This window comes from Pseudomonas sp. DCA-1, from assembly GCF_046523955.1.
GTDB classification, from domain to species: Bacteria; Pseudomonadota; Gammaproteobacteria; order Pseudomonadales; family Pseudomonadaceae; genus Aquipseudomonas; species Aquipseudomonas putida_Y.
The window spans coordinates 1,611,527-1,629,901 of sequence record NZ_CP169881.1; the positions used below are offsets into that span (position 1 = coordinate 1,611,527).

Genomic DNA, 18,375 nt, shown 5'->3' on the forward strand with positions numbered 1-18,375 from the left:
TGGTGGGTGCCTGGCAGCGGAAGCTGTGGCCGGGTCAGTGCTGCAGGATCTTGCTGAGGAAGTGCTGGGTGCGCTGGTCGCGGGCGCTCTGGTCACCGAAGAACTCTTCCTTGGTGCAGTCTTCGATGATGCTGCCCTTGTCCATGAAGATAACCCGGTTGGCGACTTTGCGGGCAAAGCCCATCTCGTGGGTTACGCACATCATGGTCATGCCTTCCTGGGCCAGTTGCACCATCACGTCCAGCACCTCGCTGACCATTTCAGGGTCCAGTGCCGAGGTGGGCTCGTCGAACAGCATGACGATCGGGTCCATCGCCAGGGCGCGGGCGATTGCCACGCGCTGCTGCTGGCCACCGGAGAGCTGGCCAGGGTGCTTCTTGGCATGGGCACTGAGGCCTACACGGTCGAGCAGGGCCAGGCCCTTCTTGGTGGCTTCCGCCTCGCTGCGGCCCAGCACCTTGCGCTGGGCAATGGTCAGGTTTTCGGTGATGGTCAGGTGCGGGAACAGCTCGAAGTGCTGGAACACCATGCCCACCCGCGAGCGCAGTTTGGGCAGGTTGGTCTTCGGGTCGGCAATCGAGGTGCCGTCAACCACGATGTCGCCCTTCTGGAACGGCTCCAGCGCGTTGACGCACTTGATCAGGGTGGACTTGCCCGAGCCCGACGGGCCACAGACCACCACTACTTCACCTTTCTTGACCTCGGTGCTGCAGTCGGTCAGTACCTGGAAGTCGCCGTACCACTTGTTGACGTTCTTGATGGAAATCATACGGTGATCCTTTTTTGCAGGCGCTTGACCAGCCACGAAGCGGAGAAGCTGATGATGAAGTAGACGACGCCGGCGAAGATCAGGAACTCATGGGAGCGCCCGATGATGTCGCCGTTGGAGCGAGCCGAGTTGAGGAAGTCGACCAGGCCCACGGTATACACCAGCGAGGTGTCCTGGAACAAAATGATGCTCTGCTGCAGCAGCAGCGGGGTCATCTTGCGGAAGGCCTGAGGCAGGATGATCAGGCGCATGGTCTGCGCGTAGTTCATGCCCAGCGCTTGTGCGGCGCCCATCTGACCCTTGGAGATCGACTGCACGCCGGCGCGGACGATTTCGCAGAAGTACGCGGCCTCGAACATCATGAAGGCGACCACGCAGGAGGTGAAGGCACCCACCGGGGTATCTTCGCCGGTGATCCAGCGCAGCACGAACGGTACCGCCAGGTAGAACCAGGTGATCACCAGCAGCAGCGGGATCGAGCGGAAGTAGTTGACGTAGGCACCGGCCAGGTTCGACAGCAGCTTGCTCGACGACAGGCGCATCAGGGCCAGTATGGTGCCCAGCACGATACCGCCGATGACTCCCATGACCATCAGCTTGAGGGTCATGACCATGCCGTCCCAGAGGGCTGGCAGGGCGGGGATGATTTCGCTGAAATCCATTTCCATTTACTTGCCCCCCACGGAGATCAGGCCAGGCACGGCGACTTTCTTCTCGATCATGCGCATGAGCAACATCAGGCCCATGTTCAGGGTGAAGTAGATCAGCGTGGCCAGGGTGAACGCCTCGAACAGGTTGGCGGAAAACTCAGCGGTCTGTTTGGTCTGCGCCAGCAGCTCCATCAGGCCGATCAGCGACGCCACCGAGGAGTTCTTGAACACGTTGAGGAACTCGGAGGTGAGCGGCGGAATGATGATCCGGTAGGCCTGCGGCAGCAGCACATTGTTGTAGATTTGCGGGAGGCTGAAGCCCATGGCGCGGGCGGCAGCTTCCTGGCCTTTGGGCAGTGCCTGAATACCGGTACGCACTTGCTCACAGACGCGTGCGGCGGTGAACAGGCCCAGGCAGATGACCACGCTGATCAGTGCCGAAGTGGTCGGGTTGAGATCCTGCTTGAACCATTCCTGCAAGCCTTCTGGCAGCAGGTCGGGTACCAGGAAGTACCAGATGAACAATTGCACCAGCAGCGGTACGTTGCGGAACAGTTCCACGTAGGCGGTGGCGATACCCGATACCAGGCGGTTCGGCACGGTACGCATGACGCCGAGGAGTGACCCCAGCAGCAGCGCGATGATCCAGGCGGTGATGGCGATGGCGATGGTCCAGCCCAGGCCGGTGATGTACCAGTCCAGATAGGTTTCGCTGCCCACGCCGGTGGACTTGAAGAACACGCCCCAGTCCCAGTTGTAATTCATCGGGATTTCCCCTCAGACGGTTGTTTCACGGGCACCTTCGAGCATCCGGGGGCGCAGGGCGCCCACGGATGAAAGGTTAGACACTAATGAGTGGCCTGCAGAATTGATTCGTGCTTGTGAGCACCAGGCCACTATTTGCTGAGGATCAGGACTTCTTCTCGTCCGCAGCCTTGTCGGTTGGCTCGGCGATCAGTTTTTTCAGCTCTTCGCTCATCTGGAAGTTGAGGTTCAGACCTTTAGGCGGGATCGGCTGCATGAACCACTTGTCGTAGCTCTTGTTGACTTCGCCCGACTTGAAGTAGGCAATGATCGCGTCGTCGACCGCTTTCTTGAACGCAGCGTCTTCCTTGCGCACCATGCAGCCGTAGATTTCATACGACTGTGGCGTACCGGTGATGACCCAGTCGGATGGCTTGCGCGCCTTGGCCATTTCACCGGCGAGCAGGGCGTCGTCCATCATGAAGGCCACGGCGCGGCCGCTTTCGAGCATGTTGAAGGCTTCACCGTGGTCCTTGGCGGAAATCACGTTCATCTTCATCTGCTTGTCGGCGTTCATCGCCTTGAGGATGCGCTCGGAGGTGGTACCGGCGGTGGTCACCACGTTCTTGCCGGCCAGGTCCGGGAAGTCTTTGTATGCAGGCTGACCGTCCTTGACCTTGGTCAACAGGCGGGTACCGACTTCGAAGATGCCGACCGAGAAGCCGACCTGTTGTTGGCGCTCGACGTTGTTGGTGGTGGAGCCGCACTCCAGGTCGACGGTGCCGTTCTGCACCAGCGGAATACGGGTTTGCGAGGTGACCAGGTTGTAACGGACCTTGATGTCCGTGCCCAGTTGCTTCTTCAGCGCGTCGACGACGGCCAGCTGGATGTCATGCGAGTAACCGACGGGCTCAGGTTTGCCGGCCAGGTAGGAAAATGGAATGGAGGAGTCGCGGTGCCCCAGGGTGATGGTGCCCGATTCCTTGATCTTCTTCAGGGTGCCGGTGAGCTCCTCGGCCATGGCCGGCGAAGCGATGACTGCAGCCGCGATGGCTGCGCCCAGCAATTGACGAACGATACGCATCAAATTTTCCTCGACGTGTTTGTTTTTTTTATGGAGCCGTTGGCGGACTCTTCGTTCAACGAATACAGCAAGAAGCGGGTGCATTCGGCTACCAAGTGTAGAGCATGACTCGTGCCAAGCCCTGCTGTCGACCTTAAACCGCTTGTATTGCTCGCGCTTGACAGTCTCTACATCTCTCCGGGGTTCGCCAGGCCGAATAAATAGCGTTTGCTCGTTCGGTTATCCGAACGCGTGGGCTGCCGCACATTCAGGTATCGCGTGTGGTAACTATGCAGTGCGCGGCAAGGGCGCAGACGTAGTGTGCTCTGCTCTTTGCCTGGAGAGTTCCACAGATGTCACCGCACCGGCCCCCGAACGATTCCATCGATAGCCTGATTGCCCAAAACTTGCCTGGATGGCTAGTCGACCACGCGCAACCGGAAAGGCTCGATGCGTTACGTAATGCCCTGCGTCGGCAGGCGCACTGCAATGCTCGGCTTGGCCCGATCCTCCAGGCCATCCCTTCCTTGCAGGCCTACGCGGCAGAGTTGCTCAAAACGAAACTGCGCAAGAGCGGCATCAGCAACCCGGACGTGACGGGCTGGAAGGTACGGCTCTCGCAGCGGCTGGTGCTGCCCAGCGCTTCGCCTGCGCTGCTGCGGCCCACCTATGTTCGCCGCTCTAGGCGGTCATTGCTGGAGGCGGCGCTGCATAACTATCATCGCAGGGAGACGCGCCCCGGGCTGATGCGCAAAGGTGAACTGGTCGATGGCAACGGTAACCGGCTGCCGATGAGCTTCCACGCGTTTGCCTCCGCATGTCGCGAGGTCGACGCAGGTGGCAAGTACCAGGCGTTGCTCACGCACCACCTACAGCCTGAAGATGGCCCGGAGGATGAGCCGGGCCAGGCCGTTTCCCGCTTGCACGGGCTTTTCGAAGCGAGTTTCAAGGCACATTTCGAGGTGGCGATGCGGGTCGCCGCGTTGAAGCAGGACATTGACGAGCGCACATATTTTTTTCTGTTGCCGCTTGTTGCCGAAAAGCCGGTAGTGCCTGCGCTGGTTGGCACTGTGGTTCCCCGACAGTTGTACCTATTGGGCCGCCCGGTTCAAGGCGTGCTGACGCTGGAAGTGCGTCCGTCAGCTGATGGCGCAGTGGAGTCGGTGGTGCTCTGGATACCCGATGACCCTCATCAGCCCGTCTCCCGTCATGCCAGCTGGGACGCACTCGACAACTACCTCGGTAAGCGCTTTTGTGCGCCGGACTATCGGCGCTTTTTCGCGCGCTTCATTACCGAGCGTGAGCGCATCAATTTCTATCGGGTATTGAACGAACGGGTCGCGCAGGCATCGGCAGCCGGGGTGGAACTCGACGCCCGTTCTGCACCGGTCACGGACGCACCGTTCGTACACCTGCGCCGGCAACACCTTGCCAAGATCAGGGATGACGCCAAGGTGCTCGCCGTACCCACCGATGTCGAAGATGACGAAGACCGCGAAGCGCGCATGCAGGGCTACAAAGAGCTGGGCATGAATTTGCTGAACGTGGCGGGCGCCTTCGTGCCTGTGCTTGGCGAAGTGCTGCTGGTGGCAAACGCGGTTCAGATTGCTGACGAAGTGTATGAAGGGTATGAAGATTGGCGCATGGGTGATCGCGAAGGGGCGTTGAACCACCTGTTCAATGTTGCCGAGAACGTCGTGCTCGGCGGGATGATCGCAGCCGGCAGCAAAGTGGCCGTGCGTGCCCTTGAGCGGCTGGCCTTCGTGGATGACTTGGTACCGGTGTGCGACTCCGCAGGCAAGGTCAAGCTCATGGCCACGGATCTACCCGGTTACGATGCCGAACCTTTGCGTGGTGCTGGCGCACAGGAATGGTTATGGCACCTCGATGAGGGCTGTTATCGAGTGTTGGAGGATCCGCAGGATGGTCGCTCCAGGATCCTGCACCCTGGTCGTGCCAGTGCCTATCGGCCTGTGATCGAGCAGAATGGCGCCGGCGGCTGGCGCCATGAACTGGAAGCTCCCCAATACTGGGAAGGGCGGGCCAATCTGGTGCGCCGCCTGAGTACGCCCCTGGCAGAACTACCGGAAGCGACATGCGACTACCTACTCCAGGTGACAGGGCTGAGTGAGGCGCAGGTTCGCCGTTTGCACGTCGAGCACATGGGCGCACCTGCACGGTTGCTCGATGCCCTGGAGCTTTATCAGGCACATGAATTGCACCCGGACTTCAGCGCGCCGCGACTGGCGCAGTACGTTGCTGATCGGCAAGTGCAGCCCAATGGCATCGAGCGGATATTGCGGCGCACTTTCCCGGGCCTGTCGGCTCGTTGTACCCGTGAGCTGCTTCAGCAATGCAGCGGTGCGCAGCTCGATACGCTCAGCACCGCGCAGCGGATCCCTTTGGCAGTGGCCGAGCGCGCACGATGGTCACTGCGCGAAAGCCGTCTGGACAGGGCCTGTGCCGGCTTGCGCCTGCCGCGTTGCGTCAATCCCGATACCGAACGCCTGGCTTTGGGCTTGCTCGAGCGTCAGCTGAAATGGCCGGACACCCTGCGCATCGAACTGCGCGAAGGTAGCCCGAGTGGCCGGTATCTGGCCGGTATCGGCGCTGAGTCTGCGCAGGATGTACGGTGTATCGTGCGCCGCGGTGATGGCTACCGCTATGCCGGTCAAGGCACATCCGGCCCCTACCTGGCGGCGCTGCTGTCTGCGCTGGACGAGACGCAGACAGCCGATCTCGGCGATGCCGCTGTCAGTCCAGGTGCCCTGGGCTCGTTGTTGATCGAGGCCGCTGCCGGTGATCGTACCCAAGCGGCTGAGCTCTGTGGCATGCCCCGTCTGGGCGTTGGCCTGCGGCCCCCGACCCGTTTTGGGGACGGGCGTATCGGGTATGCCTTGAGTGGGCGAGGGGAGAGCAGTCGGCGTGCCATAGGGCGTGGTATCCACCAAGTGTTTCCGACAATGACAGACGGGGAGCTACAAGCCTATCTGCTTGACCTAATGGAGCGGCGAGTAGGGTTGTGGGAGCACTACAGCCAGCTCACGGGACAGTTGGCACGCCTGCGTCAGAGCCTGCGCCAATGGCGCAGGGATGCCAGTAACCCACTGGACGCGCTGCGCCGCCGTCGGGTCGCTACTGCCGTTCGGCGAAGCTGGCGGCGCAAGATAACCGACGAGGCCGGGGACTACGCGCTTATCATCAGCGGAGAGCGTATCGGTAGTCTGCCCGAATTACCGGAGGGGGTGAGCTTTGATCATGTGCGACGGCTGATCCTCAGTGACCTGCGCCTTGGTGAAATCAATGGGGACTTCCTTCGACGTTTTCCCAACCTGATTGAGCTCGACCTGTCCGGCAATCGCCTGACTGCGATCCCTCACGGCATTGAACATATGCCCCGCCTGCGGCAGCTAAACCTGCGCCGCAACAGCGTGATCATGGATGAGGCCGGTGAGTTGCGTCTTGCCGGGATGAGCGCGCTGCGGTACCTCGACCTCAGCCGCAACCCGCTGGGAAGGGCGCCGGTACTGACGCGCCTGGGCAATTTGCGTGAAGTCAACTTGCGCTCTGCTGGCCTTGAGGCGTTGCCTGAGCGGATTTCATTTCGTGCCCACATAGACTTGCGTAACAACAACATCCGCACACTGCGCCGAGAGGTGCAGCAGCTGCGCCTGCAGGTGCACCAGTTGTCCTTGCACGATAATCCACTTGGCGAAGCTGACGCATTGCTGCTCGATGAGGCTCGAAGTGTGACCCCGGGGCAGTGGGGGTCAGCGTCCGCACGCCATCGCGCCATTGACAGTGACCTTTTCAATACCTGGGCCAACAGTACAGCCGACGCTGAACGTGATCGCCAGCAGGCCATATGGACAGCCCTGCTTGAGGAACCGCAATCAGATGGAATGTTCCGCTTTCTGGCAGACTTCGTCCATGGTGAGGACTTTGAACAGCACCCTGGGCATTACCGCAGCCGAATCTGGCGAATTCTTGAAACGTGTGAGCAGCACGAGCAGTTGCGTCATCAGTTGTTTCTAGAGGCATCTGGTCCACGCAGTTGTGAAGACCGCCTGCTGCTGTTGCTGGAGCAGATGGAGCTTGGGGTTCTGGTGCTGCGCGCCGTCGAAGACGCGCATGGCAGTCGGATGGAAGCCCGTTTGCTAAGCCTGGCGCGTGGTTTGTTTCGCCTGGACGAGGTCGACCGTCACGCGACTTTACATGTTCAACGCATGCATGCCGAGCACGCCCCTCATATCGATGAAATCGAGACACGGCTTTTTTACCGACAGCGGCTTGCGCGTCCCTTGGGCTTGCCGATCGAGCTCGACGAAATGCATTACCCAGGTTTTGCAAACGTAACCACCAGCGATGTGCTGCGGGTCCAGGACGCGGTTTTGCAAACTGAGACGACGGATGCCCTGATAGCCTCGTTGGCACAGCGGCCTTTCTGGGAGCAATACGCGCGAGAGTTTCATGCGCAGCGATTTGAAGAACTGGTACAGCCACTGCACCAGCGCATGGAAGCCCTGCAGGCTCAGGTAGATGAGCAAGTGATCAACGAAAGCGAGTTTCTGCAACGCTGTGAAGCACTGAAAACTGATTACGATCGCAGCGAGCGGGCATTGCTGGCGCGGTTGGCGCGTGAAGCCTATGAGCGCTGGGCGAATACGCCCCCTTGACGAATCAAGAGGGCTTCACCGTCGGTATCAGGCTGCGCGGCTATTTGTGCGCACCTTGCGGGCTTGCTGCAGATACGCCCCCAGGGCCATCTGCTCCTGCGCGGTCAGCGACAGGCCCAGCTTGGTGCGACGCCAGATAATGTCAGCGGTTTGCTCTGCCCATTCCTCCTCCAGCAGGTAGTCCACCTCGCGGGTGAACAGCCCGGCGCCGATAGCCTGCCCGAGGTCTTCGGGGCCGTGAACGCCATCAAGCAGCCGCCACACGCGGCTGCCGTAGGTGAGCACCCAGCGTTTGGCCAGGTCAACAGGCAACCAGCCGCAACGTGCCAGTACGGCATCGATCAGCGCCTGTACCGTTGTCATGCCCTCTGCGCCCGGCAGTGGCGCACTGGCAGTCCAGGCGCCGCGCATCTGGGTGAAGAAGGGCTTGAGTTCGGCCATGGCCGATTCGGCCAGCTTACGGTAGGTGGTGAGCTTGCCGCCGAACACAGACAGTAACGGTGCCTGGCCTTCGTCCGCCGAAAGGGCGAGTGTGTAGTCCCGGGTCACTGCCGAAGGGTTGTCCGATTCATCGTTGCACAGCGGTCGAACGCCGGAGTAGGTATGCAGGATGTCGGCTGGGCTCAGTTGATGGTTGAAGTGCTCGTTGACCACCTTCAACAAGTAGTGTGTTTCCTGCTCGGTAATGGCGACCGAGGCCGGGTCGCCGCTGTATTCCCGATCAGTGGTGCCGATCAGGGTAAAGCGGTCCAGATACGGGATGCAGAAGACGATGCGCTGGTCTTCGTTCTGCAGAATGTAGGCATGTTCACCTTCATACAGGCGCGGCACGATAAGGTGGCTGCCCTGGATCAGGCGGATGCCGTAAGGCGCCTCGAGCTTGAGGTCGTCCTTGATGAAGCTGGCCACCCACGGGCCGGCGGCGTTGACCAGTGCGCGGGCATGGATCGTCTGGAGGGTGCCATCGGCGTGCTGCAGTTCTACCTGCCACAAGCCCTTTACACGTTCGGCGCGCAAGCAGCGGGTGCGGGTGTGGATATGTGCGCCTAGCTCACGTGCCGCCATGGCGTTGAGTACCACCAGGCGGGCGTCATCGACAGCGCAGTCGGCGTATTCGAAGCCGCGGGTGATTGCTGGCTTAAGCGGGTATCCCGGGCCGAAGCGCAGGCTACGCGAGGCGCCCAGACGCTTGCGCTTGCCCAGGTGGTCGTAGAGGAACAGGCCGGCGCGGATCATCCAGGCAGGGCGCAGGTGCGGGCGGTGCGGAAGCACGAAGCGCATAGGTTTGACGATGTGCGGCGCCTTGGCCAGCAGCACTTCGCGTTCAGCCAATGCCTCGCGTACGAGGCGAAATTCGTAGTGCTCCAGGTAGCGCAAGCCACCGTGAATCAGTTTGCTGCTGGCTGACGACGTGTGTTGGGCCAGGTCGTCCTTTTCGCAAAGGAAGACCTTCAAGCCGCGACCAGCGGCGTCGGCAGCGATGCCCACGCCATTGATGCCACCGCCGATCACGGCAAGGTCATAACAGTCGGCTGTTGGGGGCTGGGACGAAACTGGCTGGGACACGGGCAAGGCCTCCTGGGGCTGTTCACATCGAATATGAACATTGATGTTCGTTTGCGAAAATATTAGCGCAACAGAAAGCCGGTCGCCAGTCAGTCTCTATAGAAAAAACTGATCAAATGACAATGAAGTGAACATTTACGAAAATTTAGGGGGCGGCCAGGGTTCTGGGCGCGCGCGCTGTCTCAGGCATAACTGGCCCGAAAACGATGCAGGCGCGAGCCTCGCTCGCGATGCGCCGCGCGGGCCGCATTTGATCTCACGGCCGCCACATATCTGGCGGCATGCACCCGCCAGCCCTCAAACCACCTCAAGCCTGATCTTGTTCTGGTTCAACAATTGGGTAAGGGTTGGGGTCGGTGTCTGGTCGGTCACCAGGCAGTCGACCAGGTCGATCGAGCCCAGACGCACCATGGCATTGCGCCCGAATTTGCTGGAATCGGCCGCGAGGATCACTTGTCGGGCATTGGCAATGATGGCTTGCGACACCCGCACTTCCTGATAGTCGAAATCGAGCAGGCTGCCATCCTCGTCGATACCGCTGATGCCCACCAGGGCGAAGTCGACCTTGAACTGGTTGATGAAATCGACACTGGCCTGGCCGACTACACCACCATCTCGGCGCACCGTGCCACCCGCCACCAGCACTTCGAAATCGTCCTTGGCGGCCAGGATCGCAGCCACGTGCAAGTTGTTGGTGATGACTTTCAGGTGGCTGTGGTTGAGCAGTGCCCGGGCAATCGATTCGGTGGTGGTGCCGATGTTGATGAACAGCGAGGCATGGTCGGGAATCTGTCGGGCCACGGCGTCGGCAATGCGCTGTTTTTCGTCGCGCATCTGGTCGGCACGCATGGCGTAGGCGGTATTTTCGATACTTGAATCGTAAGCCGCACCGCCGTGGTAGCGGCGTAGCAGGTTGAGCTCGGCAAGCTGGTTGATGTCGCGCCGGATAGTCTGGGGAGTGACAACGAATAGCTGCGCCATTTCCTCGATACTGACATAGCCGCGTTCGCGCACCAGTTCGAGGATTTGTTGTTGGCGGGGGGGCAGATTCATGGGCGGTCCTTTGGGGCTGCCGGACAAATTCTGCAATGATGCCGTAGGAAAGGGATGACGGCCAGTGGACGATGGGGGCCGTATGGCGGCCCCCACAGGTATCATGCCTCGTGATCTTCCCAGTCACGGGTACGCTTGACTGCTTTCTTCCAGCCGGCATACAGCTTTTCTTTCTGCGTTTCGTCCAACTGCGGGCTGAACTCGCGCTCGATGATCGCCTTGTCGCGCAGCTCGTCCAGGCCACTCCAGAAGCCACAGGCCAGGCCAGCCAGATAGGCGGCGCCCAGTGCCGTGGTTTCGCGCATTTGCGGCCGCTCCACGCAGGTGCCGAGGATGTCGGCCTGGAACTGCATGAGGAAGTTGTTGGCCACGGCACCACCGTCCACACGCAGTTCGGACAAGCGCTGGCCACAGTCCTGCTGCATGGCGTCGAGGACATCGCGGGTCTGGTAGGCGATGGACTCCAGTGCGGCGCGGATGATGTGGTCTACCTTCACGCCACGTGTCAGGCCGAACAACGCACCGCGGGCATACGGGTCCCAGTATGGGGCGCCCAGGCCGGTAAAGGCTGGTACCAGGTACACGCCGTTGCTGTCCTTGACCTTGCTGGCGAAGTACTCGGTATCCAGGGCGTCGTTGACAATCTTCAGTTCGTCACGCAGCCATTGCACGGTAGAGCCACCATTGAATACCGCGCCTTCCAGTGCATAGGCCACCTCACCACGCGGGCCGCAGGCAATGGTAGTGAGCAGGCCGTGGGACGACTTCACCGCCTGGTCACCCGTGTTCATCAACAGGAAGCAGCCAGTACCGTAGGTGTTCTTGGCCTGGCCCGGCTCCACGCACATCTGGCCGAACAGTGCCGATTGCTGGTCGCCGGCGATACCGGCGATGGCTATGCCGCTCTTGGTGTGGCCATACACTTCAGAAGAGGGGCGCACCTCAGGCAACATTTGCCGTGGGATGCCCAGGATTTCCAGCAGCTTGTCGTCCCACTGCAGGCTGTGGATGTTGAACATCAGCGTGCGCGAGGCGTTGGTGTAGTCGGTGACGTGAACCTTGCCACCGGTAAATTTCCAGATCAGCCAGGTGTCGATGGTGCCGAACAGCAGTTCGCCACGCTCGGCGCGCTCACGGGCGCCGTCGACATTGTCGAGGATCCACTTCAGCTTGGTGCCGGAGAAATACGGGTCGGTGACCAGGCCGGTGGTTTCACGAATGTAGCCTTCATGGCCGTCACGCTTGAGCTGGGCACAGATCTCGGTGCTGCGGCGGCATTGCCAGACAATGGCGTTGTACACCGGGCGCCCGGTTTCCTTGTCCCACACCACAGTGGTTTCGCGCTGGTTGGTAATGCCCAGTGCGGCGACCTGAGCGTGGCTGATGCCTGCCTGGGCCAGGGCCTCGACCATGGTCGCGCTTTGTGTGGCGAAAATCTCCATCGGGTCATGTTCGACCCAACCCGCCTGTGGGTAGTGCTGTGCGAACTCGCGCTGGGAGGTACCCACAACATTGGCGTCACGGTCGAAAATGATCGCCCGCGAACTGGTGGTGCCCTGGTCCAGGGCGATGATGTAGTTCTTATCCTGGGTGTCTGTCATGGTCGTAGGCCTTGCAAGAATAGAGGGTCAGGGCTGCGCGTGGTGGCGGCATCAATTGGCTTGAGTATCGCCCTGGCGAATGTCATTTGTCTCTGGGGTCGCGGCGGGCGCTACTGGCAGGTTGCGTGCAATAAGGCCGCGATAGCTCGCTGCACCCAGGCAGGCGCCAACGATCGGTGCAAATACCGGAACCAGGAAATAAGGAATATCCCGCCCGCCAGTGAAGGCGATTTCGCCCCAACCGGCGAGGAATGTCATGAGTTTTGGCCCGAAATCGCGGGCCGGGTTCATCGCAAAGCCAGTCAAAGGGCCCATGGCGCTCCCAATCACCGCAATCAGCAGGCCGATCAGCAGCGGTGCCATGGCACCGCGCGGAAGGCCGTTGTTGTCGTCGGTCAGGGCCATGATCACGCTCATCAGAATGGCAGTGATCACCACTTCGACCAGAAATGCCTGGCTGGTGGACAGGGACGGGTGCGGGTAGGTGGAGAACACAGAGGCCAGCTCCAGGCTGCCTTCGCTACCGCGCAGCATGGCGTGGGCCTGTTCGAAATCGAAGAACAGACTGCTGTACAGCGTGTAGACCAGTGCCGCGCCACAGAATGCGCCGCATACCTGGGCCAGCATGTAGAAGGGCAGCTTGCGCTTGTCGAACCCTGCGAACAGTGCAAGGGCGATACTTACGGCTGGGTTCAGGTGCGCACCGGAAATACCGGCGGTGAGGTAGATGGCCATGCTGACGCCCACGCCCCAGATGATACTGATCTCCCAAAGCCCGAAGCTGGCGCCGGCAACCTTGAGCGCGGCGACGCAGCCGGTACCGAAGAAGATGAGCAGGGCGGTGCCGAGAAACTCGGCCAGGCACTGGCTGGACAGCGTGGGTTGGTGCAGAGCAGTCGTCATGTATGACCTCGTTTTTTTTGTTGTGAGGCGCGTGGCGCTCGACAGCAAAACCCGGTGTCTATCCCCATTGACCCCGGATGATGTAGGAAATGCACCTTAAAAGTGCACCGCTTATTCAGAAACGAAAAAATATAGACAAGAAACGCTGATGTCAAAGGTCGAAAGTGAACGGTCAGTCACGATATGGCCGCTAGAATAAGATGCGGATCCCGTACTAGAGGCGCGCGATCGCGGTGCGCTGGCTGGGATGTAGGAATTGTCCTAAAGTAGCCGCCGAGTCGTCCCTGACTGGAGCCCTTGCATGACCCCCGCCCTAGACCTGTTGAAAAAGCACCGTGCTGAGCATCGTGTGCACAGTTATGAACATGACCCGAAGTCGGCGTCGTATGGCCTGGAGGCGGCAGAAAAGCTCGGGCTCGACCCGCAACAGGTGTTCAAGACGTTGCTGGCAAGCAGCGAGAAAGGAGAATTGCTGGTAGCGGTTGTGCCTGTGGTGGGGACCTTGGACCTCAAGGCCCTGGCCCATGCTGCCGGGGTAAAGAAGTGCGAGATGGCCGACCCGGCGGCGGCGCAGCGGGCGACCGGTTACCTGGTGGGCGGGATCAGCCCACTAGGGCAGAAGAAGCGTCTGCGGACCTTTATCGATGACTCGGCGCAGAATTTTGCAACTATCCATGTCAGCGCCGGTCGGCGTGGCCTGGAAGTGGAGTTGGCAGCGGCGGTGCTGGCGGAGTATACGCAGGGCTCGTTCGCCGGGATTGGTCGAGGCTGAGAACAGGGGGGCCGCCAAGCGGCCCCCTGGCGCTGAAGTCAAGTCGCCGAACTGTAACGACGCACGCCATTCTCCTGGCGTGGCAACTGTGCCGCAACGCTACCCGGTACAGGGAATAGCACGAGGTGATCGGCCTTCACTGCAATCTCCACATTCTCACCGACCTCGTGGTCGTTATGGCTAGGGAAGATCGCTTCCAGCTGGCTACCGGTGGGCAACTGCAAGCGATAGAGCGTCGATGCCCCGAGGAAGCTCTTGCCCACGATGTTTGCCAGTAGCGCGCTGCCTGGTGCATGCACGATATCATCGGGGCGCAGCAGTACATCCACCGAGCTGCCCGGCGCCATGATGTAGGCGCGGTTACCGCGCAGCTCACCCACTTCGGTATTGACCGCTTCGTGGCTGCTCATTTGCCCACGGATGAAGTATCCCTGGCCGATGAAACTCGCCACGAATGGCGTCTGCGGCTCGTGGTAAAGGTTGTAGGGCGTGTCCCACTGTTCCAGGCGGCCTTCCTTGAAGACACCGACCTGGTCACTGACCGCAAAGGCTTCTTCCTGGTCGTGAGTGACCAGAATGGCGCTGGTACCGCGGCTTTTGAGAATGTCGCGAACCTCATGGCTCAGGCGACGGCGCAGCTCTACGTCGAGGTTCGAGAACGGCTCGTCAAGCAGCAACAGTTGCGGTTCGGGCGCCAGCGCCCGGGCCAGGGCGACACGTTGCTGCTGGCCACCAGACAACTCATGCGGGTAACGACCGCCCAGCCCGCCGAGTTTGACCAGTTCCAGCATCTCTTCGATGACGGCGGTCTGGCGTGGGTGTTTGGCGATACCAAAGGCAATGTTCTGCGCCACGGTAAGATGCGGGAACAGCGCGTAGTCCTGAAACACCATGCCGATGCGGCGCTTTTCCGGGGCCAGGGTGAAGCCAGCCCGGGAAATGACCTCACCGCCCAGGTGGATTTCACCTTCGTGCACCGGCTCGAAACCGGCGATGGCGCGCAGGGTGGTGGTCTTGCCGCAACCGGATGAACCCAGCAGGCAACCGATGTCGCCTGCGTTCAGGTGCAGGTTGAGGTTTTGGACGATGCGCTGGTCGCCATAGCCGCAGGCGAGGTTGCGCAGGTTGAGCAGTAGGGGTTGACTCATGCGTGGTGGTAAGCCGGTTCTACAAGGAATTCGAGAAGCGCCTTCTGTGCATGCAGGCGGTTTTCAGCCTCGTCCCAGGCGACCGAACGTGGGTCGTCGAGCAGGTCCTGGCTGATTTCCTCGCCACGGTGGGCGGGCAGGCAGTGCATGAAGAGGACATCGGGTGCAGCCAGGTCGAGCAGTTCGCGGGTGACCTGGTAAGGTGCGAAATGCGCCAGGCGCCGTGCAGTTTCCTCCTCCTGACCCATGGAAGTCCAGACATCGGTGACCACCAGGTGAGCATCACGCACAGCTTCCTTGGCATCCCGGATGATCTGCACGCGGTCGCCGCCCAGTTCCATGAAACGTTGATCCGGCTCATAGCCTTCGGGGCAGGCGATGCGCAGCTGGAAATCGAACTGCGTGGCGGCTTCGATATAGGAGTTGCACATGTTGAAGCCATCGCCGATCCAGGTCACGGTCTTGCCCTGAATCGAGCCGCGGTGTTCAACAAAGGTCTGCATGTCGGCCAGCAGTTGGCACGGGTGCGATTCGTCGGACAGGCCGTTGATCACTGGCACGCGCGACTTGGCGGCGAACTCGGTCAGGGTGCTGTGGGCGTGGGTGCGGATCATCACCACATCAACCATGCTCGACAGCACGATGGCGCTGTCACCAATCGGCTCGCCTCGGCCCAGTTGGGTGTCGCGAGGCGACAGGAAGATGGCCTGGCCGCCGAGCTGGATCATGCCGGCCTCGAAGGACACTCGGGTACGGGTCGAGGACTTCTCGAAGATCATGCCCAGTACACGGTTCTTCAGGGGTTCGAACAGCACGCCTCGCTTACGCAGGTCCTTCAGCTCGATGCCGCGGCGGATCACCCCGAGCAATTCGTCGGTGGTGAAGTCCAGCAGGGAGAGAAAGTGCCTAGCGCTCATGATTGACTACCTTATCTGCAACGGTATGCAGGTCGACCGTATGGTTTTTTTGACAACGGGAATGACCTGCGGCGTAAGCCGCACGGGGCGGACGAAATAGGGAAAGGCGCAATACTATAAGTAAATGTCGCCTGAAGCCAAGGGGGGAAAAGCGGCCTGATCGCAAAGGGTGTTGCAAACGGTGTCTTTGCCCGATGGCCGTGCTGTTCTTTATTTGCTACACAAGGTTGTACACGGCTTGCTGGCAATTTGGCAAATGGCTGTCGTAAATCGTGCGCCTGATGTCGGTGGATTCACGCGGCGAAGCGCACTGGCCGCGGGGAGGGGCCGGGCGCATAGTCACTTTTCGACAACAACAAGGCAGAGGCGGCCATGACCAAGACCCTGCACCACCGTGCCTGTCACCTGTGCGAAGCGATCTGCGGGCTCAACATCGAAGTCAGCCATGAGGAGGACGGGCGAGCCCTGATCAGCTCGATCAAGGGCGACCCACTGGACCCGTTCAGCCGTGGCCATGTCTGCCCCAAGGCCGTGGCGTTGCAGGACATTCAGAACGACCCGGATCGCCTGCGCCAGCCACACAGGCGAGTAGGCGACCATTGGCAAGCCATTGGCTGGGATGAGGCCTTTGCACTGGCGGCCGAAAAATTGTGGGCGGTCCAGCAGGCCCATGGGCGCAATGCCGTGGCGGTCTACCAAGGCAACCCGAGTGTGCACAATTACGGCTTGATGACCCATAGCAACTACTTTCTGGGCCTGCTCAAGACCCGTAACCGTTTCTCTGCCACTTCAGTGGATCAGTTGCCCCAACACCTGGTCAGCCATCTGATGTACGGGCATGGGCTGCTGCTGCCGATTCCGGACATCGACCACACGGGATTCATGCTGATTCTTGGCGGCAACCCACTGGCCTCCAATGGCAGCATCATGACCGTTCCGGATGTGGAGAAGCGCCTGAAGGCCCTTCGGGCGCGTGGTGGGCGCCTGGTGGTGGTTGACCCGCGACGTAGCGAAACGGCGGCAATGGCTGACAGGCATTTGTTCATACGCCCCGGTGGTGATGCAGCCCTGTTGTGCGGCTTGCTCAACACATTGTTCGAAGAAGGCCTGGCACGGGGCTCGCACTTGCCGGTCAACGGCCTGCAGCAGGTGCGTGAGGCCATTGCGCCGTTCAGTGCCGAGGCCGTGAGTGCCCAGTGTGGTATCGCTGCAGCGGACATTCGCCAGCTGGCACGCGACTTCGCCGCTGCCGGGCAGGCCGTGTGTTACGGCCGCATGGGCGTCTCGACCCAAGCATTTGGTACCCTTTGCCACTGGCTGGTACAACTTGTGAACCTGGTGACCGGCAACCTCGACCGCACAGGCGGCGCGTTGTGCACGGAACCTGCCGTCGACCTGGTGGCGACCACCTCGGGCGGGCATTTCAATGCCTGGCAAAGCCGTGTGTCGGGCTTGCCCGAGTACGGCGGCGAGCTGCCGGTGGCGGCCCTGGCCGAGGAAATGCTTACATCGGGTGAAGGGCAGGTGCGCGCGCTGGTGACAGTTGCCGGCAACCCTGTGTTGTCCACGCCTAACGGTCGCCAGCTGGATGCAGCGCTGGAGGGTTTGGACTTCATGCTCAGCATCGATCTCTACATCAACGAAACCACCCGCCATGCCGACCTGATCCTGCCTTCCACCTCAGCGCTGGAAAATGACCATTACGACAGCACCTTCAACCTGCTGGCAGTGCGCAACGTCACGCGCTTCAACCGGGCGATCCTGGCCAAGCCGGAGGGGGCACTGCATGACTGGGAGATCTTCGTCGGCCTGGCCCAGGCGTTTGCCAAGCGTGCCGAGTTGGAATTGAAACCGACCTGGTCGCCTGCGCAGATGATTGATCAAGCCCTGCGCAAAGGGCGCTATGGTGAAGCAACGCCTTGGCAGCTCTCCTTGGCAACACTGGACGATCACCCGCATGGGCTTGACCTGGGGCCTTTACGCAGCAACCTCGCAGGGCGGCTGACGACTGCCAGCAAGGCTGTCGAAGCAGCCCCTCAGGTTTTGCTCGACGACCTGCAGCGCCTGGCGCAAATGACGCCACCAGTGCCGGGCGAACTGCTGCTGATTGGGCGTCGCTATGTGCGCAGCAACAACTCGTGGATGCACAACTTCCATCGCCTGGTAAAAGGCAAGCCACGGCATCAGCTGTTGATGCACCCGCAAGACTTGCAGCAGCGGCAACTGCAGGATGGCCAGCGCGTGCGCATCCGTTCGCGTACTGGCTCACTGGAGGTCGAGGTGCAGGCCTGCGAAGACATGATGCCCGGTGTGGTCAGCTTGCCCCACGGCTTTGGTCATGGTCGTCAGGGCGTGCACCTGCAGATCGCCCAGGCGCAACCCGGCGTGAGTGCCAATGACCTGACTGACGAACGCTTTCGGGACCAGGTTTCCGGAAACGCTGCGCTCAATGGCGTACCCGTGCAGGTCGAGGCCGCTTGAGGAACGGCAAGGCCGAGCACGGCGCTCGGCTT

Annotated in this window: 13 protein-coding genes; 3 read left to right on the forward strand and 10 right to left on the reverse strand. The window is 60.9% G+C overall.

What is annotated here, in order from left to right:
• Positions 1–34: 34 nt before the first annotated feature.
• From ACE4QZ_RS07730 to ACE4QZ_RS07745, 4 genes are all read right to left on the reverse strand, one after another.
• Positions 35–769 carry an amino acid ABC transporter ATP-binding protein gene (locus ACE4QZ_RS07730; RefSeq protein WP_021781956.1) on the reverse strand — a complete coding sequence of 245 codons (735 nt, stop codon included), beginning with the start codon at positions 767–769 and terminating at the stop codon, positions 35–37.
• The gene (locus tag ACE4QZ_RS07735; RefSeq protein ID WP_021781957.1) at positions 766–1,437 is read right to left on the reverse strand and encodes an amino acid ABC transporter permease; all 672 of its coding nucleotides are present in this window, start codon (positions 1,435–1,437) and stop codon (positions 766–768) included. The genes ACE4QZ_RS07730 and ACE4QZ_RS07735 overlap by 4 nt, the downstream gene beginning before the upstream one ends.
• Positions 1,438–2,184: an amino acid ABC transporter permease gene (locus ACE4QZ_RS07740; protein ID WP_021781958.1), complete on the reverse strand. Its 747-nt coding sequence runs from the start codon at positions 2,182–2,184 to the stop codon at positions 1,438–1,440. It abuts the gene before it with no gap.
• A 145-nt stretch (positions 2,185–2,329) separates the two neighbouring features.
• A complete protein-coding gene (locus tag ACE4QZ_RS07745; protein WP_021781959.1) occupies positions 2,330–3,247 on the reverse strand; it encodes a glutamate/aspartate ABC transporter substrate-binding protein in 918 nt (305 codons plus the stop codon).
• A gap of 332 nt (positions 3,248–3,579) precedes the next feature.
• Between ACE4QZ_RS07745 and ACE4QZ_RS07750 the strand changes: the two genes are divergently transcribed.
• Positions 3,580–7,902, forward strand: coding sequence for an NEL-type E3 ubiquitin ligase domain-containing protein (locus ACE4QZ_RS07750; RefSeq protein ID WP_410480426.1), 4,323 nt, complete (start codon positions 3,580–3,582; stop codon positions 7,900–7,902).
• A gap of 27 nt (positions 7,903–7,929) precedes the next feature.
• On the opposite strand, the gene glpD is transcribed toward ACE4QZ_RS07750, so the two are convergent.
• From glpD to ACE4QZ_RS07770, 4 genes are all read right to left on the reverse strand, one after another.
• Positions 7,930–9,468, reverse strand: coding sequence for a glycerol-3-phosphate dehydrogenase (gene glpD / locus ACE4QZ_RS07755; protein ID WP_103463189.1), 1,539 nt, complete (start codon positions 9,466–9,468; stop codon positions 7,930–7,932).
• Positions 9,469–9,765: 297 nt separating this feature from the next.
• On the reverse strand, positions 9,766–10,521 hold the full coding sequence (glpR, locus tag ACE4QZ_RS07760; protein ID WP_021781962.1) for a DNA-binding transcriptional repressor GlpR: 756 nt from the start codon (positions 10,519–10,521) through the stop codon (positions 9,766–9,768).
• 101 nt (positions 10,522–10,622) lie between these two features.
• On the reverse strand, positions 10,623–12,122 hold the full coding sequence (glpK, locus tag ACE4QZ_RS07765; protein ID WP_021781963.1) for a glycerol kinase GlpK: 1,500 nt from the start codon (positions 12,120–12,122) through the stop codon (positions 10,623–10,625).
• Positions 12,123–12,173: 51 nt separating this feature from the next.
• Entirely contained in the window at positions 12,174–13,025 is an 852-nt protein-coding gene (locus tag ACE4QZ_RS07770) for an MIP/aquaporin family protein (RefSeq protein WP_084850135.1), read from the reverse strand.
• 301 nt (positions 13,026–13,326) lie between these two features.
• On the opposite strand from ACE4QZ_RS07770, the gene ybaK reads away from it, so the two are divergent.
• Positions 13,327–13,797: a Cys-tRNA(Pro) deacylase gene (gene ybaK, locus ACE4QZ_RS07775; RefSeq protein ID WP_021781965.1), complete on the forward strand. Its 471-nt coding sequence runs from the start codon at positions 13,327–13,329 to the stop codon at positions 13,795–13,797.
• 38 nt (positions 13,798–13,835) lie between these two features.
• Here ybaK and ACE4QZ_RS07780 read toward each other — a convergent pair whose 3' ends face one another.
• Together ACE4QZ_RS07780 and argF are read right to left on the reverse strand one after the other, a co-directional pair.
• The gene (locus ACE4QZ_RS07780; RefSeq protein ID WP_103463188.1) at positions 13,836–14,945 is read right to left on the reverse strand and encodes an ABC transporter ATP-binding protein; all 1,110 of its coding nucleotides are present in this window, start codon (positions 14,943–14,945) and stop codon (positions 13,836–13,838) included.
• On the reverse strand, positions 14,942–15,862 hold the full coding sequence (argF, locus tag ACE4QZ_RS07785) for an ornithine carbamoyltransferase (protein WP_021781967.1): 921 nt from the start codon (positions 15,860–15,862) through the stop codon (positions 14,942–14,944). Before argF ends, ACE4QZ_RS07780 begins: the two co-directional genes overlap by 4 nt.
• Before the next feature lie 372 nt (positions 15,863–16,234).
• On the opposite strand from argF, the gene ACE4QZ_RS07790 reads away from it, so the two are divergent.
• Positions 16,235–18,343 (forward strand): molybdopterin-dependent oxidoreductase, encoded by a 2,109-nt coding sequence (locus ACE4QZ_RS07790; RefSeq protein ID WP_410480427.1) that lies wholly within the window; start codon positions 16,235–16,237, stop codon positions 18,341–18,343.
• Positions 18,344–18,375 lie beyond the last annotated feature (32 nt).

What these genes read in the sequence shown, in the direction of transcription:
- ACE4QZ_RS07750 (WP_410480426.1), top strand. Translation starts at nt 3,580, where the DNA reads ATGTCACCGCACCGGCCCCCGAACGATTCCATCGATAGCCTGATTGCC.
- argF (WP_021781967.1), bottom strand. Translation starts at nt 15,862, where the DNA reads ATGAGCGCTAGGCACTTTCTCTCCCTGCTGGACTTCACCACCGACGAA.
- ACE4QZ_RS07740 (WP_021781958.1), bottom strand. Translation starts at nt 2,184, where the DNA reads ATGAATTACAACTGGGACTGGGGCGTGTTCTTCAAGTCCACCGGCGTG.
- glpK (WP_021781963.1), bottom strand. Translation starts at nt 12,122, where the DNA reads ATGACAGACACCCAGGATAAGAACTACATCATCGCCCTGGACCAGGGC.
- glpR (WP_021781962.1), bottom strand. Translation starts at nt 10,521, where the DNA reads ATGAATCTGCCCCCCCGCCAACAACAAATCCTCGAACTGGTGCGCGAA.
- ACE4QZ_RS07790 (WP_410480427.1), top strand. Translation starts at nt 16,235, where the DNA reads ATGACCAAGACCCTGCACCACCGTGCCTGTCACCTGTGCGAAGCGATC.
- ACE4QZ_RS07770 (WP_084850135.1), bottom strand. Translation starts at nt 13,025, where the DNA reads ATGACGACTGCTCTGCACCAACCCACGCTGTCCAGCCAGTGCCTGGCC.
- ybaK (WP_021781965.1), top strand. Translation starts at nt 13,327, where the DNA reads ATGACCCCCGCCCTAGACCTGTTGAAAAAGCACCGTGCTGAGCATCGT.
- ACE4QZ_RS07780 (WP_103463188.1), bottom strand. Translation starts at nt 14,945, where the DNA reads ATGAGTCAACCCCTACTGCTCAACCTGCGCAACCTCGCCTGCGGCTAT.
- ACE4QZ_RS07745 (WP_021781959.1), bottom strand. Translation starts at nt 3,247, where the DNA reads ATGCGTATCGTTCGTCAATTGCTGGGCGCAGCCATCGCGGCTGCAGTC.
- ACE4QZ_RS07735 (WP_021781957.1), bottom strand. Translation starts at nt 1,437, where the DNA reads ATGGAAATGGATTTCAGCGAAATCATCCCCGCCCTGCCAGCCCTCTGG.
- ACE4QZ_RS07730 (WP_021781956.1), bottom strand. Translation starts at nt 769, where the DNA reads ATGATTTCCATCAAGAACGTCAACAAGTGGTACGGCGACTTCCAGGTA.